This window comes from Thermoanaerobacter brockii subsp. finnii Ako-1 (assembly GCF_000175295.2).
In the GTDB taxonomy this organism is placed as follows: Bacteria; Bacillota; Thermoanaerobacteria; order Thermoanaerobacterales; family Thermoanaerobacteraceae; genus Thermoanaerobacter; species Thermoanaerobacter pseudethanolicus.
Genome location: NC_014964.1, coordinates 326,776 through 342,427, shown reverse-complemented (window position 1 = coordinate 342,427; position 15,652 = coordinate 326,776). Strand labels below are relative to the sequence as shown.

The window sequence follows — 15,652 nt, the reverse complement described above, 5'->3', positions numbered from 1 at the left end:
ACTGCGACCGAATAGTAGCAGTTATTATTAGTACCTACTAAAATAATATACCACATACTTCCCAAATACACAATAAATTTAATCCCTTTGACAAAGTTCCAAAAGTACTTTCTAATTCTTCCTTGTCAACCATAAAACACCTTCCTTTGATTTTCCCCTTAACATTATAACATAAATTTTTAACAAATGTTTACCTTTTCATTTGAAATTTTTTCCCGTAAAAAAGCGGCCAAAGAAAAAGCCTCTTTGCCGCCTATCTAGACATTTCCTCAATAACACTTTTTAATTCTTCTACAACCTCATTAAGCCCAAAATAGCCCTTTTGCATTTTAAGTTTCGCCAAAAGCCTTTGATATTGTCTTAATGTTCCCATTATAATAACGTCAGATTTTTCAACGCTCATATTGACGCAACCTCTTGCTACAGCTGCTTCTCCTCCTATAGCTAACATCTCCTGTTTTATTATGTTAGCAGCTGCTGGATGTACATCAAACAGCTTGACAACCCTAAAAACAGCTTTTGGCGCCATAATATCTATAGAAATTTCTTCAGCTTTTATTTGGCTAAGTTCCTTTTTCGCCTGTGACAAATTTTGTATATCTAATATTTCTTTTTTCATCTACACTCCCTCAAAACAGCCCTGTTATTCTTCCATTTTCATCAATGTCTATGTTTTCTGCTGCAGGATGTTTTGGAAGTCCTGGCATTGTCATTATATCCCCTGTCAGAGCCACAATAAACCCTGCACCTCTTGAAACTCTCAATTCTCTTACTGTTATCTTAAACCCTCTCGGACGGCCTAAAAGTTTTGGGTCATCTGAAAGAGAATATTGAGTTTTTGCTACAACTATTGGCATCTTGTCAAAGCCTAGTCTTTCAAGGTTTGCTATATCTTTAAGAGCAGAAGCAGTATATTCTACTCCATCAGCTCCATATATTTCTGTTGCAATTATGTGCAATTTATCTTTAATTGGAAGTGTTTCATCATACAAAACGTGGAAGTTGGAAGGTGTCTCACAAGCTTTCACAACTTTTTCAGCTAACTCTATTCCGCCTTCCCCTCCTTTTTCCCAAACTTCCGCTACTGCCATATCTACTCCCATTTCTTCGCAGGCCTTTCTTACCTCTTCAATTTCCCTTTCAGTATCAAAAACAAACCTGTTGAGAGCTACAACCACTGGTACTCCAAATTTCCTCACATTTTCAACTTGCTTTTCAAGATTTTCTATTCCTCTTCTTACTGCTTCCACATCTTCTTTTTGTAAGTGTTCCTTTTTAACTCCTCCATGCATCTTTAAAGCTTTTACAGTCGCTACTATGACGGCTGCATTGGGTGTTAGTCCTCCAAACCTTGACTTTATGTCAAAGAATTTTTCAGCTCCTAAATCCGCACCAAAGCCTGCCTCTGTGACCAAATAATCTGCCAATTTTAAACCATATTTAGTGGCAATTAAGCTATTGCATCCATGAGCAATATTTGCAAAAGGTCCTCCGTGAACAAATGCTGGAACGTTTTCAATCGTTTGTACTAAATTAGGCTTTATAGCATCTTTTAATAAGACTGTCATAGCTCCATCGGCTTTTAAATCTCTTGCAGTTACAGGATTGCCATCTTTATCATAAGCCACTATTATATCACCAATTCTTCTTTTCAGATCCATCAAGTCTTGAGCTAGACATAAAATCGCCATTACTTCTGAGGCAACTGTTATTATAAATCCGTCTTGCCGCGGAAAGCCATTTGCTTTTCCTCCAAGCCCTACTATTATTTCTCTTAAAGCCCTATCATTCATGTCCATAGCTCTTTTCCATGTAATAGCCCTTATGTCAATATTAAGTTCATTTCCATGATGGATGTGATTGTCAATCATAGCAGCCAATAAATTATGAGCAGCAGTAATCGCATGTAAATCTCCTGTAAAGTGCAAATTTATGTCCTCCATAGGTACAACTTGAGAATATCCTCCCCCAGCCGCTCCACCTTTTATTCCCATACAAGGTCCTAATGAGGGCTCTCTTAAAGCTATCATGGCTTTTTTACCTATTTTAGCAAGAGCCTGTCCTAATCCTACAGTAAGTGTAGTCTTACCCTCGCCTGCAGGGGTGGGAGTTATCGCTGTGACAAGAATAAGCTTACCATCTTTTCTGTCCTTTATTTTCTCCGATAACGCAGGAGAAATTTTTGCTTTATACTTGCCGTAGTATTCTAGGTAGTCTTCCTCAATGTCTAACTTTTTTGCAACCTCCCTTATATGTAGCATTTTCGCTTCTTGAGCTATTTCAATATCAGATTTCATAAATTTTCCCCTCCAGCTTTTATTTTTATCTCTCACCTAAAATTATTTTTACAAGTGTACCTTTGCCTTTTTTACTAAAAATTTTAATATCACCATTGTACAATTCTACAATACTTTTGCAAATTGCAAGTCCCAGGCCTGTTCCTTCTCTTTTAGTTGTAAACAAGGGCTCAATAACTTTTTTTAAATATTTCTTCTCTATACCACCTCCATTATCAACAATTCTTATTACCACCCTCTTTTTGAGAGTGTAATATCTTGTATCTAATATTATTTTACCATTCTCCCCAATGGCATGAAGAGAATTTTGAACTACATTTAGAATAAGCTGCTTAAGATGATTTTTGTCCATTTTTATAGGAGGGACATCGCCAAACCTTTTTTCTATTTTAATTTTTTTGCGAACAGCTTCTGCTTCAAAAAGAAGTAAATATTGATTTATAACGCCATTTATGTCTATTTCAGTTTCTCCTTCTTCATTGCTTCTAACTATACCAAGGTAATTTTTTATTAAAGCTAATATTCTGTCCACTTCATCTAAAATAGTCTCATAGTAAGTAGAACTTTCTTTATGTTTAGCTTGTAGAAGTTGTATAAAGCCTTTTATAGAAGTTAAAGAATTTTTTATTTCATGAATGGTTGTGGCAGCAAATTCACCAGCAATTGTGTATTTTTCCGTTTGCTCAATTAATTTTTGATATTTTAAGTCTTCAGTTATATTTTTCACAATAATAGTTTTCCAATGCCCACTGTTTAACTTCCCATACTTAAGCAAAAGCACTATTTCGTCAAAACTCCCTTTCAATGGGATTACAATTTTTTCTCCGTTAATTAAATTATTTTCTGAAGCATCCGGTTTGTATTTTTTTATAATGTCCATAAACTTTGCATTTATGAATTTTGTATATTTAATGCCAAATAATTCACATGTCCTGTTATTCACATAGACCACGTTAAACCTATTATCAACTATCACAACACCTTCCTCTGTCATATCCATTACGTCATTTGGATGTTTGAAGAAGTTAAAATAATCTTCAGGTTTTTCTTTACAATAGCTTCGCAACTTCACAAACCCTAAAAAAGCTATTTTATCACCAACACTGTTAGCTATAGGACTAAATTTTATGCTAAAAGACATTCTTATATTGTATTTTGCCGTAAGCTCTATGATAAGACCATCTTCGTACGGTCCTACTTCTTTGTATTTTAATATATGGTAAAAAAAATAATCATAATTATCTAACTCATCAACGGTATAGCCTAATGTTTCAAGAAGTCTTTTATTTACATGAACTACCTTACCATTTAAATCTTTTAAGACAAAAAAATCGTGTGAATTATCTAAAAGGTTGCATATCCACTGCAAGGAATTTTTATCTGTAGCAAAAGCTTTGTTCACTTTCATGACTGTCCCCCTTTTATCTCCCTTATCTTTCGTTCAAAAGCCTTAGTCCCACTAATATAATTAGACATTAAAGTAGAAAAATCCTCCTTTTTGTCAATAATTTTTTTATTGTTAACTAAAAATTTTTAAAAAAATAATGTATAAGTCCAAAGACTTATACATTATTTGGTGTTTTATGCAAACTGCACCCCTTCTATATCCTCTCCGTTAAAGACTTTTTCAAACTCTTCCCCATTAAGCTTTTCTTTTTCAATAAGAGCTTTTGCTACTCTGTGGAGTTTATCAATATTTTCCTTTAACAATGATTCTGCTCTTTTATACGCTTCTTCAATTATTCTCTTTATCTCTCTATCAATTTCTGCAGCTACTTCTTCACTATAATTTCTTGTTCTTCCTAAATCCCGCCCTAAAAACACTTCTTCACTTTTAGTACCAAAAGTCATGGGCCCTAACCTTTCACTCATGCCATACTCTGTAACCATCTTTCTTGCAATATTTGTAGCTCTCTCAATGTCATTTTGTGCACCTGTACTTATATCATTTAGCACTAAACTCTCTGCCACACGTCCACCTAAAAGGTGAACTATCTCATCCATCATTTCAGATTTTGACATGTAATATTTATCTTCTTCGGGAAGAAGCATAGTATAGCCTCCAGCTCTGCCTCTCGGAATTATCGTTACCTCATGAACAGGAGGAGTGTTTGGCAAAAGCTTTGCTACAACAGCATGCCCCGCTTCGTGGTATGCCACCAATTTCTTGTCTTTTTCAGACATAATCCTGCTTCTCTTTTCAGGTCCTGCTATTACTCTCGTTATAGCCTCTTCCAACTCCGCCATAGTTATCTGCTTAAGCCCTCTCCTTGCTGCTAAGAGAGCCGCTTCATTCATAAGATTTTCAAGGTCGGCCCCAGTAAACCCAGGCGTCCTTCTTGCCAATACTTGCAATGATACATCTGGAGCCAATGGCTTATTTCTTGAATGTATCTTCAAAATTTCTTCTCTTCCTTTTATATCAGGAATACCAACAGTAATGTGCCTATCAAATCTTCCTGGTCTTAAAAGAGCAGGGTCTAATATATCTGGCCTGTTTGTTGCGGCAATCACAATTATACCTTCATTGACACTGAAACCATCCATTTCAACTAACAACTGGTTTAGTGTTTGCTCTCTTTCATCATGTCCGCCACCTAAACCCGCACCTCTTTGCCTTCCTACTGCGTCTATTTCATCAATAAAAACAATACAAGGCGCATTCTTTTTGGCTTGATCAAATAAATCTCTTACTCTCGCAGCACCTACACCGACAAACATCTCCACAAAATCGGAACCGCTGATGCTAAAAAACGGTACCCCCGCTTCTCCTGCTACAGCTTTTGCGAGAAGAGTTTTTCCTGTACCTGGAGGCCCTACTAAAAGAACCCCTTTAGGTATTCTGGCTCCAAGCTCAAGAAACTTTTTGGGATATTTTAAAAATTCAACAATTTCTTGTAGTTCTTCTTTTTCTTCATCCGCTCCCGCCACGTCATTAAAAGTTACTCTTTTATCTTTGTCTGTAATCATTCTGGCTCTGCTTTTGCCAAAAGACATCACTTTGCTTCCTCCCCCACCTTGTGCCTGTTGCATAAAAATATACCAAAATATGATAAAAATTACGATTAAAAAGAGAGAAGGAAGCATTTGTACCCACCATGGCGGGCCTACTTGCGGCTCACTTTTAAAATCCAGTTTTCCTTGTAAAATGTAAGGATTTACAAAACTCATAAAGTTTGTTACATCTGGTACACGGCTCTTAAACTCGGTACCATTTTTTAATACACCTTTAACATCATTACCCACAAGGGTAATGCTTTTTACTTGATTGGCATCAATGTATTTTATTAGCTGTCCGTAATCAATATCGGTTATTGGTTCGGTGCTTTGAGAATACAATTGTACCATTGCGTAAATAGCTATAAATATTAATAAATAGAGCACCATGCTTCTAATTATTTTGTTATTATCGTTCAAATAAGGCCCCTCCTTCAAACAAGTCCAACTACCTTTAATCTATAATATCATATCTCCTTTAAAAAACCAAATCATTTGTACAGCTCTGGCTTTAAAACCCCTATAAATGGGAGATTTCTGTATTTTTCATCAAAATCTAATCCATAACCAACTACAAATTTGTCAGGAATTTTAAATCCACAATAATCTACTTTAACGTCTGCTTCTCTTCTTTCAGGTTTATCTAAAATAGTGCAAATTTTTAAACTTCTGGGTTTTCTTTCTAATAAAGTCTTTCTTAAATAAGAAAGTGTTAAACCGCTATCTATAATATCCTCAACTATGAGCACATCTTTCCCTTCAATGTTTATGTCATGGTCTTTAATTATTTTTACTATTCCAGAAGACTGAGTAGAAGAACCATAACTGGAGACTGCCATAAAATCTATTGATAAAGGTAAATCTATCGCACGAGATAAGTCTGCCATAAACATTATTGCTCCTTTTAAAACCCCAAGGAGGACAAGGTCTTTCCCTTGGTAGTCTTTTGTAATTATTTGTCCTAACTCTTTCACTTTTTCTTTTAATTGCTCTTCCGTAATCAAAATCTCCTGTATATCTTGTGTTGGACTCGACATAAATTTAACCTCCTCTTTTTTTATTTTATCCTTTGGTATACTCTATCACAAGGACTTTTTTTGTATTTTCATCTACTTTAAATTTATCACTCATTCTATAACCTACAACCCACACAATTTCATTGTCTATGGCTAATAAAGGAATGCTATCTCTTATTTCGCGGGGTATTTTCTCGTCAATAAAAAATTCTTTTAATTTTTTACTCCCCCCCAAGTTAAGAGGAGAAAAAATATCCCCTGCTTGCCTATTTCTAACTATTACATCTCCCTGTATTTTATCATAGTCAAAAAATTTCGTGTATTTTCCTATGTTGAGTTTTTTTACCTCATCAATAGCTAAAACAGCAGTTTTAAATTGACCAATACCACATATCTTAGTAATTCCAGGAATATTTAATTTTGCCCAAAAAGTCTTGACCTCTTTTTCTTTTACTTTTCTCATTATAAGATTATTATAGCTTTTTAAAGCTTCAATTTCAAAGGGTAAATCAATTTTTGAGGAAGTTGGTTTGTCTAAAAGGCTTAAAACATCCTCTACATGGATGTATTCTAACCCATAAATATCTCCTTTTAATTTTTGGTACATAAGCCTAACTAAGCGCCGCTGAATAGCAGGATGCTGTGTCTTCAGTTTTTTTATATCAGCAAAAATTTCCTCTTGATTAAAATAGCAAACCTCATTAAAAATCTTTTCACACTCTTTTTCTAAATAGTCATTCTCCTCTAAAATAATTTTTGCCATCCTGTAGATATTTTCTATTATATCTACTTCAAAAGTTTCATTTATAAAGGGAATTAATTTAAGTCTTACTTTATTTCTCTTATATAAATCCTCATAATTTGTAAAATCTATTGCCGGCTTTAAATCTTTTTCCTTAAGGTATTTCTCTATTTCTTCCCTTTCTATTTCAATGAGAGGCCTTATTATATTTCCATTTACCGGTTTTATTCCAATGAGGCCAGCCATTCCAGAACCTCTTATTAAATTTAAAAAAACTGTTTCCACTACATCATTTTTATTATGAGCTACTGCTATTTTATTACCCTTAACTTCTTTTAATACTTCCTCAAAAGCCTGATACCTCACATATCGACCAGCCTCTTCTTCTGAATATCCCATTTCTTTGGCTATTTTTTTTACATCTTTTTCAAATAAAAAAAATGGGAGTTTCAATTTGCGACACATATCTTCAACAAATTGCGCATCCCTTTTAGCTGCTTCTCCTCTTATCATATGATTAACATGTACTATATACAACTTAAGATTAAATAAATCTTTTAAATTGTATAAAATATCCAGCATACACAAAGAATCAGGTCCACCGGAAACCCCCATTACAATTTTATCATTTGTCTCAATCATTTTATACCTTTTAATTGTAGAAACAACCTTATCAATCATTTCTTAACCCCTTATAACGATATATACTCATGTTATATAATGATTATATAATATCCTCCTTTCTAAATCAAACCTAAAAAACCCCTCCACAAAAGTATTCCTTTAATCACCTCGATATATTGTCTCCACATTGTGGAAGGGTTATTCCAATTTATTAATTTTTATATTTTCTTCCATACCTTTGAAACCAAAATTGTCATATCGTCCTTTGGAGTATTATTACACAATTCCAAACATTTTTTCATCAACACCTCCGCCATATCCTGAGGATTCCTCGTGTTAATTTCACTGATTAACCTTGAAAATTCTACTTCTTTATCTTTCTCAAAACACTCCAACACTCCATCAGTAACTAAAATCACAAAATCTCCATCTTTTAATTTTCTTTCATGTATATCTGCCTCTATATCTTCCAAAATGCCAATGGGCAAAGAACTAGATTCTATAATTTCAACCTCATTTCCCCTCTTTATAAAAGTAGCACAAGAACCAATTTTGATAAATTCTGTTTCTCCAGTAAATTTGTCCAGAAACATTATATCCACAGTAGAAAACATTTCTTCTGCAGATCGCAAAGCCAAAATAGAGTTTAATGTTTGAATAACTAAATATTTATCAAAACCTGCTTCTATAAATTTCTCCAGCAAAGAAATGGTAGTACTGCTCTCTGCAGCCGCTTTATATCCAATCCCCATTCCATCGCTTAAAGCTGCCATGTATTTTCCATCTTCTAAATCCATAAAAGAATAAGTATCTCCAGAAATCTTGTTTTTTGACTTGCTAACTCTGCTTATACCTGTCAAAACTTGCAAACTCTCTGCTTTTGTAAGAGTAAGTACGCACCTTCCATTGTGGTCTATAGAGCATAACCTACTTTTTCTCTCATATCTTTCCCCCATAATTTCAGACACAATTGGGGCAATCTTTTTGTCACATTCCTTAGCAAAACATACCTTTTTGTATATTTTTACGTTAACATTTCCATCTCCTGTGTCATAAATTAACACATCCTCTACAGGTATGCCCTTTTTATCCAATTCTATCATCATCATCTGTTCTAATTCATCTTTAAAAGTGACATTCATGCTAATATCACTAGCCATATTAGATATTGCATCAGCAACTCCCTTCAACTGAGTAGCAATCAGCCCTTTTGCATCTTTTAACCTCTCTCTCCACTGCATGCTTATTTTATAAATGCCTAAATAATATTTAGTTGTACTTATAAGCTCAGAAAATCTTATACATTTTCTATAAAGTTTATTGTCTTCAATACTGCTATTTCTTTCAAGATGTTCTATCAATTCAAACATGCTTTTATAAGTATTGTAAAATTCCTTGTCCCAACAAGTTTTATACATGACACATTGAGTACAAGTCTTATTGGCAATTTCCTCAAACAAATAAGAAATATCTTTGTGGTCTAGTACCTTTTCATTTACCTGTTTAAAACTTTTAGAGAGCTCTTCAAATACTTGAGAATACTCTTTTAATCTATCTGTCACTACTTCCTTTAGCTTTTCATTGTAATTTCTGTTGTTTAAATTTTTATTTCCTTTTACTATTTCCTCCGCCTTTACTATGTACTTCTTAGGAAGCGCTGCAAACATTAAAGAAGCTAACACAATATCATAAGGATTTACAAGCATATCCACACTTGATGTTACATAAAATGTAATAATAAAAATGGCAGTTAAGAAGCCTATAATAACTCCAATTCTATGCAATTTTTTCAAACTACCGGCCAACAAGCCTGCAAATCCAAAAAGCCCTATGGAGACTGGCATTTGGAAAAAAGATAAACTCCCAATAAGTCCCATAGTCGTGCCGATACTTGCTCCTACTCCAACCCCACCTATATAAGAGGCTAAAAGTATTATAAATATCCCTAATATCCCATTGAGAGTAAATTTCCATACATTCAGATGATTCATTCCTAAAATAAATAGCACTATAAATATACTCAAAGATATCAACTCTTCATTGGAAACAATTTTTCTGTTTACATTCAAAATAAATGAAACAGCGTGATTAAAAATAAAAACCATTAACATTGCAGTGACAGACTCATATAGGCTCATTATGATGTCAAAAAGCAAAAAGCCATAAATATAGCTGAAGATAAGACCTGTGCTAAAAAGAGAAATAAAAGTAATGAAAGAGGTTTTAATAATATTTTGAGGTTTAACTTTTAAAAGCCCCTCCAATAAAAAGATCAAAATAAGGACTAAAAGGTATTTAAAACTATTGACATTGGGTAAAGTTAATATTCCCAACCATACTCCTATTCCTGTTAAAAGATATCGCTTTTTATACATTAAAAGGGTTGCAAAAAAAGCAATGCCGAAAGGCAAAAGACTATTGAAAATAACAGCTCGCCCTATAAAAAAGCTTATAATTGACAATAATATAATCTGTTGAATGTTTTTATAAAGATTTTTTTGTGTATTTTCCGTAAAGGGAGTTTTTATAACTCTTTTATAAGGTAAAATATTTATATTTTGCATAAAAAACCACCACCTCTCGTTTTTTCTAAATTATAACATTAAGGTGATGGTTTTATTTGTTAATTTTTGTTATATATGTAATTTTTCTTTCGACATAAAAAATAATGTCGCACCTTTGTGCGACATTTTATTTCTTAACTTAAATGGTGACCCCGACGGGATTCGAACCCGTGTTGCCGCCGTGAAAGGGCGGTGTCTTAACCTCTTGACCACGGGGCCACAAAAGACATTACTTATTTTATCATATTTTCATGTCTTGTCAACGATAAATTTTTCCTTAATAATTGTCATTTTTTGGATATAAAAATATCTGTCCTTTCTGCCTTTTTTATTTCTCCTATTAAAGCATATTCGACTTCTAAATACTTTGCAATATCTTCAATGCTTATATTTGCTTCATGATAGCTTCCTCTCTCTTTGTGTCTTTCAGCAACAACTTTCCTCCCATATTCGTTTAATTCGGATATAAGAATACTACCGCCTTTTTTACAGACCCTCACCATCTCATCCAGTACCTTTTTATAATTCCTCATGTGATGCATGGCATTGTATGTAGCCACAACCTCAAAAGTTTCATCTCCCTCTGCCTAACATTTCTAGAGCTTCTTTTACATCTCTCTCCATAGTTTCACCTCAAAAACTTTTTATATTTATTATCTCTCTTTTTGTACTTTAATAAAACGCAAAAACATGCTATACTAATTAAAGTACTAATAAAATCACTCCTCTATAATAAATGCGGTATTTTTATACCGCATCCTTTTTGGACTAATATATGCCCCCGTATGGTATAGGGTTACGTTAAAAGTATATCACATTCTCTATGTAATGTAAATACAGAATTTCAGTGTGTTTCTTCTGAAGAAATAATCGGTTGAGACACTTTTCCAAAATAATTTGTCCCCCATACTCCTATCAATATCATAATAGCTCCTATTATATGATACCAATAAAAAGCTTCACGTCTTATGGTGATCCCCGCTATTACCGAAATTACTGTGGTCAAATTTGCAAAAACTGAAGCTTGAGATGCAGGCAATTTTGAAAGAGCGTAATTGTTTAAAAAATACGCTACAACAGAAGATAAAACACCTAGATATAGCACAGGAATAAGTACTCTGTAATCAGTTAAATCCCTGAAATAGTCAGAAATAGGATAGCCTTTTGCTAATCTATCAATTAAATTTAAAAGATTGAAAGAAATTGCGGCAAACCACATCATGACAAAGGTTATCTCAATAGGTGAAAATTCTAAAGAAGACTTTCTTGCTAAAATACTGTAAAAAGCTGCAGATAAGACTGCTCCTAAAAGATATACAAAACCTATAATTGACGTATTACGGCTTTCAACACCTGTCATAAAAATTATAAAAGCAACTCCTGTAACAGACAAAAGAATAAAGAAAAGCTGATACAAAGAAGGCCTTTCCTTTAAAAATACCGCCGCCAAAGCGGTAACAGCAACAGGAATTAAAGCTATCATCAAACCAGAAAGAGAAGAGGATGTATATTTTACACCATATGTTTCAAATATAAAATACACAACAGGCTCTGATAGAGACAATAAAAACAATGGCCACAGATTTTTCCCTCTATAATTAAGTTTAATAATTCCAAATACCCACAAAAGAGTAATCATAAATGCTGCAAGTAAAAAACGATAGGCTATAAGCTCCATAGGAGAAGCTACATCAAGCCCCATAGAGGTAAACATAAAAGAAAATCCAAAAATTGATGCCATTCCTATTCCTGCTAAATAAGGATAATAACTCTTTATCCTCTCCAAATTTAACACCCCCGCACCTTTTTAAAAACACCGATATAATTATATAGCACTTCCCACAAAAAATAAAATCCAGACGAAGGGGACGGTTCTTTTCATCTGAAAAATTCAGACAAGAGGAACCGTCCCCTTCGTCTGAAAAGTTTTTGTCACAAAATTGACTTTAGATGTGTTATTATTAGTGAAAAGACATAGGGGAGGTGTTCAAAATAGAGGAAAGTTTCAAAGATATCTTTGAAAAATATTATCCAAAAGTTTTAAATCAAATTTCTTGGATGATAAAAGACGAATTCAAAGCGGAAGACATTACTCAAGAAGTTTTTATAAAGTATTTTAAAAATCCTCCCCGTCACAATGAAAATATAGGAGGTTGGTTATCCAAAGTGGCAATAAATCATGCCTTAAATTATATCCGCAGTGAAAAAAACACAAAAATAAGAGAACTGGAAGTTTTTAAAAACACGCAAGAGGAATTTTTTGAAGACCCTGAAGAAATAGCAATTAAAAAATTTGAAAGAGCTAAAGTGAAAGAAGTCCTCCTAAAAATGAGTAAAAGAGATATGATGTGTCTAATACTTAAACATTCAGGATATAGTTACGAAGAAATAGCAATATCATTGGGAATTTAAGAAAACCTCCGTCGGCACAACCATAGCAAGAGCACAAAAAAAGTTTAAAGAATTATATGAAAAGGAGGTGTAAAAATGTGCTACGATGAAGGAACACTCCAAGCATATATAGACAACGAACTTGATGAAATTACAGCAAAAAATGTTGAAGAACATTTAAAAACCTGTGATGTATGCAGAGAAAAATTAGAAGAATTAAAGTCTATAAATGAATTTACCTCAAAAGCTTTAGAAACTACTAATATAGACTTAAATGAAGCATGGGCAAGTTTTAATGAAAAATTGAGTGAAAATAATAAAAAAGGAGGAATTTTTGCCATGTTTACAAAATACAAAAAAGCTATTGCTGCTGCCATTGTAATTGCATTTATAGCTGCCTCAGTATTTTTCCCACCCCTTAAAAATGTAGAAGCTAAACTTTTAAACCTTCTAAGGCTTAACAAGATGCAGGTAATAACAATAACTCCTGATGATATGAGGCAAATTCAAAATGAGTTTTACAGAAGAGATATAAAAAATATTGACTTAAAGGAATATGGAGAAATATTAAAAAATGGAGGTCCTGAAGGATATGATGTATCCCCAAATGAAATTGACAAATTAAAATCTATGGTGGATTATGAAATTAAGCTCCCGACAGATAGCAATTTCGAAATAGAACACATTTATGTAGGAAAAGATCAGGGTTTTGAATTTGTACTCAATATCGACAAAATTAATGAGCTCATTAAAACATTTGGAGGAACACATCTATTCCCTTCAGAACTCAATAAAAAACCTGTAATTTTAAACATCGGCAAAACAGTTAATATCTCCATGAAAGACAAAAATGCTTCAGAAAATTATAGAGGCATACACATTTCAATAAACAACGCTCCTGAAGTGATAGTACCAGAAGGAGTAGATGTGGATAAAGTAATAGATGCTTTGGCTAACTTACCCTTTTTACCTGACCATTTGAAAAAACAGATTGCAGATGTAAACAACTGGAAAGAAACTTTGCCTATACCTATCACTGAAGCACAAAGCGTCCAAGAAATAAACATAAGAGGCAACAAAGCCTTCTTAATCACAAGTAAGTATTCTCCTGATACGGTTACACTTGCTTGGAATGAAAATGGAGTAATGTATGCCTTGTCTATGTTCGGTACAAGTTCTTCTCCTGAAAAAACAGATCCACAGATTAGGGATGTAAATATTAATACCTTAATTCAAATTGCAAATTCAATGAGGTGATTAAATGGTTTTAGAAACACGAAATCTCACAAAACAGTTTAATGGAAAAGGCGGCTTTAAAGAAGTCACACTCTCTGTAGAAAAAGGGCAGGTTTTTGGATTTTTAGGTCCAAATGGTGCTGGAAAAAGCACTTTTGTAAAAACCATGGTGGGGTTACTTCACCCTGCCTCTGGTTTTGCTTGGATTCTTGGCAAACCCATAGGTACTCCTAAGTCAAGAGAAAAAATAGGATTTTTGCCCGAAAACTTTAGATATCATGACTGGATGACAGGAAGAGAACTTTTGACTTTTCACGCTGAACTTCACAAAATAAAAAATCCTAATAAAAAAATTGATAGTCTTTTTGAGTTGGTAAAACTAAAAGGCCATGAAAATAAAAAGATAAAAAATTACAGCAAAGGAATGCAGCAAAGAATTGGACTTGCGATAGCTCTTTTAAACGACCCAGAAATAGTATTTTTAGACGAACCTACGTCAGCCCTTGACCCTGTAGGACGAATTGACGTAAGAGAAATCATAAAAGAGTTAAAATCCCAAGGCAAAACTGTTTTTTTAAATAGCCACCTTTTAGGTGAAGTGGAAATGGTATGCGATGAAGTAGCCATAATAAACCATGGCCGAATAATAGCCGAAGGAAAACTGGAAGAGCTATTAAAAGAACACACCCATGTAGAAATGATTGTATCAGACTATACTTCAGAGTTGATTGAAAAAATTTCTCGCTTATCAAAAGAATTTCAATTTGAAGAAGGTAAACTCTCTTTTAAAGTAGAAGACAGAGAAAAAATACCAGTTATAGCTAAAATGGTAATAGAAGCAGGTGCAAAGCTATATCAATTAAATACTCAAACTTCTTCATTGGAAGACTTATTCATAAACTTAATTGGAAAGGATGAGGTGTCGTGATAACTATAATAAAATACACATTTAAAGAGATGCTAAAAAAACGGGCTTTTCTATTAGTCTCCCTTTTGTCCCTCCTCTACCTTTCCATATATGCCTTCGGCTTAAGTAAAATATTTGAGCGTCCCAACGATTCTATATATGACATCATCTTTCAATCTCAAATTTTGTCTGCCGGTCTATTTTTCGCAAATTTCATAGTGGCTTTTCTTGTAGTTTTGACATCAGTAAATGCCATATCAGGAGAAATAGAAAGCGGCACCATATACGCCGTTTTATCGAAACCTATAAAAAGATATGAACTGGTTTTGGGAAAATTTATAGGGTTAGGCACTATGATTGTAATATACAGCTCCATCATGTTTTTGTCTGTAGTAGGTTTAAACATCTTTATGGGGGCTAAAATAACCTTTGAAGCAAGCAATATTTTAAGAGGACTTTTTTTCTTCGACTTAGGACCGATTGTATTTTTAGCCCTTATAATAGCTTCCAGCTCAATTTTTTCGACTGTAAACACAGGCATCATAGCTATTATGGCTTATGGAATTGCCCTCGTCGGAGGTGTTCTTGAACAAATTGGAACAGCAATGCAACAAAGTCAAGTCGGTACCTTTGGCTTAAAAAGCGGAGAAAGCCTTATAAACGCAGGGATAATTACAAGCCTCATCCTTCCTACAGATGTCATATATAGAAAAATGACCGCAGAGCTTTTGACACAAAGTAGTGGGATAAGTTTTATGACACAAGGACTCTTTGGCGGCATGTCTCAACCCAGTATTTACATGTTCATATACATCTTTTTCTACGTGGTATTTCTCCTCTATTACGGTGCAAAGCGCTTTTCACAAAGAGACTTATAA

Annotated in this window: 11 protein-coding genes, 1 tRNA gene and 2 pseudogenes; 4 read left to right on the top strand and 10 right to left on the bottom strand. The window is 33.7% G+C overall.

All coding sequences use genetic code 11. The features are described 5' to 3' along the window. Window positions 1–253: 253 nt before the first annotated feature. The 10 genes and pseudogenes from THEBR_RS01550 to THEBR_RS01505 form a co-directional block, all read right to left on the bottom strand. The gene (locus tag THEBR_RS01550) at window positions 254–619 is read right to left on the bottom strand and encodes a hypothetical protein (protein WP_012268969.1); all 366 of its coding nucleotides are present in this window, start codon (window positions 617–619) and stop codon (window positions 254–256) included. Between the two features lie 10 nt (window positions 620–629). Next, window positions 630–2,297 carry a formate--tetrahydrofolate ligase gene (locus THEBR_RS01545; protein ID WP_012268968.1) on the bottom strand — a complete coding sequence of 556 codons (1,668 nt, stop codon included), beginning with the start codon at window positions 2,295–2,297 and terminating at the stop codon, window positions 630–632. Between the two features lie 25 nt (window positions 2,298–2,322). Beyond that, window positions 2,323–3,705, bottom strand: coding sequence for an ATP-binding protein (locus THEBR_RS01540; protein ID WP_003867799.1), 1,383 nt, complete (start codon window positions 3,703–3,705; stop codon window positions 2,323–2,325). 173 nt (window positions 3,706–3,878) lie between these two features. Then, entirely contained in the window at window positions 3,879–5,714 is a 1,836-nt protein-coding gene (gene ftsH, locus THEBR_RS01535; RefSeq protein WP_003867798.1) for an ATP-dependent zinc metalloprotease FtsH, read from the bottom strand. A 71-nt stretch (window positions 5,715–5,785) separates the two neighbouring features. Then, a complete protein-coding gene (gene hpt, locus THEBR_RS01530) occupies window positions 5,786–6,331 on the bottom strand; it encodes a hypoxanthine phosphoribosyltransferase (RefSeq protein ID WP_003867797.1) in 546 nt (181 codons plus the stop codon). A gap of 25 nt (window positions 6,332–6,356) precedes the next feature. After that, the gene (gene tilS, locus THEBR_RS01525) at window positions 6,357–7,733 is read right to left on the bottom strand and encodes a tRNA lysidine(34) synthetase TilS (protein ID WP_012268967.1); all 1,377 of its coding nucleotides are present in this window, start codon (window positions 7,731–7,733) and stop codon (window positions 6,357–6,359) included. A gap of 161 nt (window positions 7,734–7,894) precedes the next feature. After that, on the bottom strand, window positions 7,895–10,240 hold the full coding sequence (gene spoIIE / locus THEBR_RS01520) for a stage II sporulation protein E (protein ID WP_012268966.1): 2,346 nt from the start codon (window positions 10,238–10,240) through the stop codon (window positions 7,895–7,897). A 144-nt stretch (window positions 10,241–10,384) separates the two neighbouring features. Then, window positions 10,385–10,459: transfer RNA gene (locus tag THEBR_RS01515), tRNA-Glu, on the bottom strand. 68 nt (window positions 10,460–10,527) lie between these two features. Then, window positions 10,528–10,818 (bottom strand): annotated as a pseudogene (locus THEBR_RS01510) (class I SAM-dependent methyltransferase); the annotation flags it as partial. Between the two features lie 266 nt (window positions 10,819–11,084). Continuing rightward, window positions 11,085–12,026, bottom strand: coding sequence for a DMT family transporter (locus THEBR_RS01505; RefSeq protein WP_013570777.1), 942 nt, complete (start codon window positions 12,024–12,026; stop codon window positions 11,085–11,087). A 197-nt stretch (window positions 12,027–12,223) separates the two neighbouring features. On the opposite strand from THEBR_RS01505, the pseudogene THEBR_RS01500 reads away from it, so the two are divergent. The 4 genes and pseudogenes from THEBR_RS01500 (at window position 12,224) to THEBR_RS01485 (ending at window position 15,652) form a co-directional block, all read left to right on the top strand. Further along, window positions 12,224–12,725 (top strand): annotated as a pseudogene (locus THEBR_RS01500) (RNA polymerase sigma factor SigX). A gap of 2 nt (window positions 12,726–12,727) precedes the next feature. Continuing rightward, window positions 12,728–13,888 carry a DUF2275 domain-containing protein gene (locus THEBR_RS01495; RefSeq protein WP_012268962.1) on the top strand — a complete coding sequence of 387 codons (1,161 nt, stop codon included), beginning with the start codon at window positions 12,728–12,730 and terminating at the stop codon, window positions 13,886–13,888. A 4-nt stretch (window positions 13,889–13,892) separates the two neighbouring features. Beyond that, the gene (locus tag THEBR_RS01490) at window positions 13,893–14,795 is read left to right on the top strand and encodes an ABC transporter ATP-binding protein (RefSeq protein WP_009052994.1); all 903 of its coding nucleotides are present in this window, start codon (window positions 13,893–13,895) and stop codon (window positions 14,793–14,795) included. Continuing rightward, window positions 14,792–15,652, top strand: a complete 861-nt coding sequence (locus THEBR_RS01485; RefSeq protein ID WP_009052995.1) for an ABC transporter permease — start codon at window positions 14,792–14,794, stop codon at window positions 15,650–15,652. Before THEBR_RS01490 ends, THEBR_RS01485 begins: the two co-directional genes overlap by 4 nt.

What these genes read in the sequence shown, in the direction of transcription:
- THEBR_RS01545 (WP_012268968.1), bottom strand. Translation starts at nt 2,297, where the DNA reads ATGAAATCTGATATTGAAATAGCTCAAGAAGCGAAAATGCTACATATA.
- hpt (WP_003867797.1), bottom strand. Translation starts at nt 6,331, where the DNA reads ATGTCGAGTCCAACACAAGATATACAGGAGATTTTGATTACGGAAGAG.
- THEBR_RS01540 (WP_003867799.1), bottom strand. Translation starts at nt 3,705, where the DNA reads ATGAAAGTGAACAAAGCTTTTGCTACAGATAAAAATTCCTTGCAGTGG.
- THEBR_RS01550 (WP_012268969.1), bottom strand. Translation starts at nt 619, where the DNA reads ATGAAAAAAGAAATATTAGATATACAAAATTTGTCACAGGCGAAAAAG.
- tilS (WP_012268967.1), bottom strand. Translation starts at nt 7,733, where the DNA reads ATGATTGATAAGGTTGTTTCTACAATTAAAAGGTATAAAATGATTGAG.
- spoIIE (WP_012268966.1), bottom strand. Translation starts at nt 10,240, where the DNA reads ATGCAAAATATAAATATTTTACCTTATAAAAGAGTTATAAAAACTCCC.
- THEBR_RS01490 (WP_009052994.1), top strand. Translation starts at nt 13,893, where the DNA reads ATGGTTTTAGAAACACGAAATCTCACAAAACAGTTTAATGGAAAAGGC.
- THEBR_RS01495 (WP_012268962.1), top strand. Translation starts at nt 12,728, where the DNA reads ATGTGCTACGATGAAGGAACACTCCAAGCATATATAGACAACGAACTT.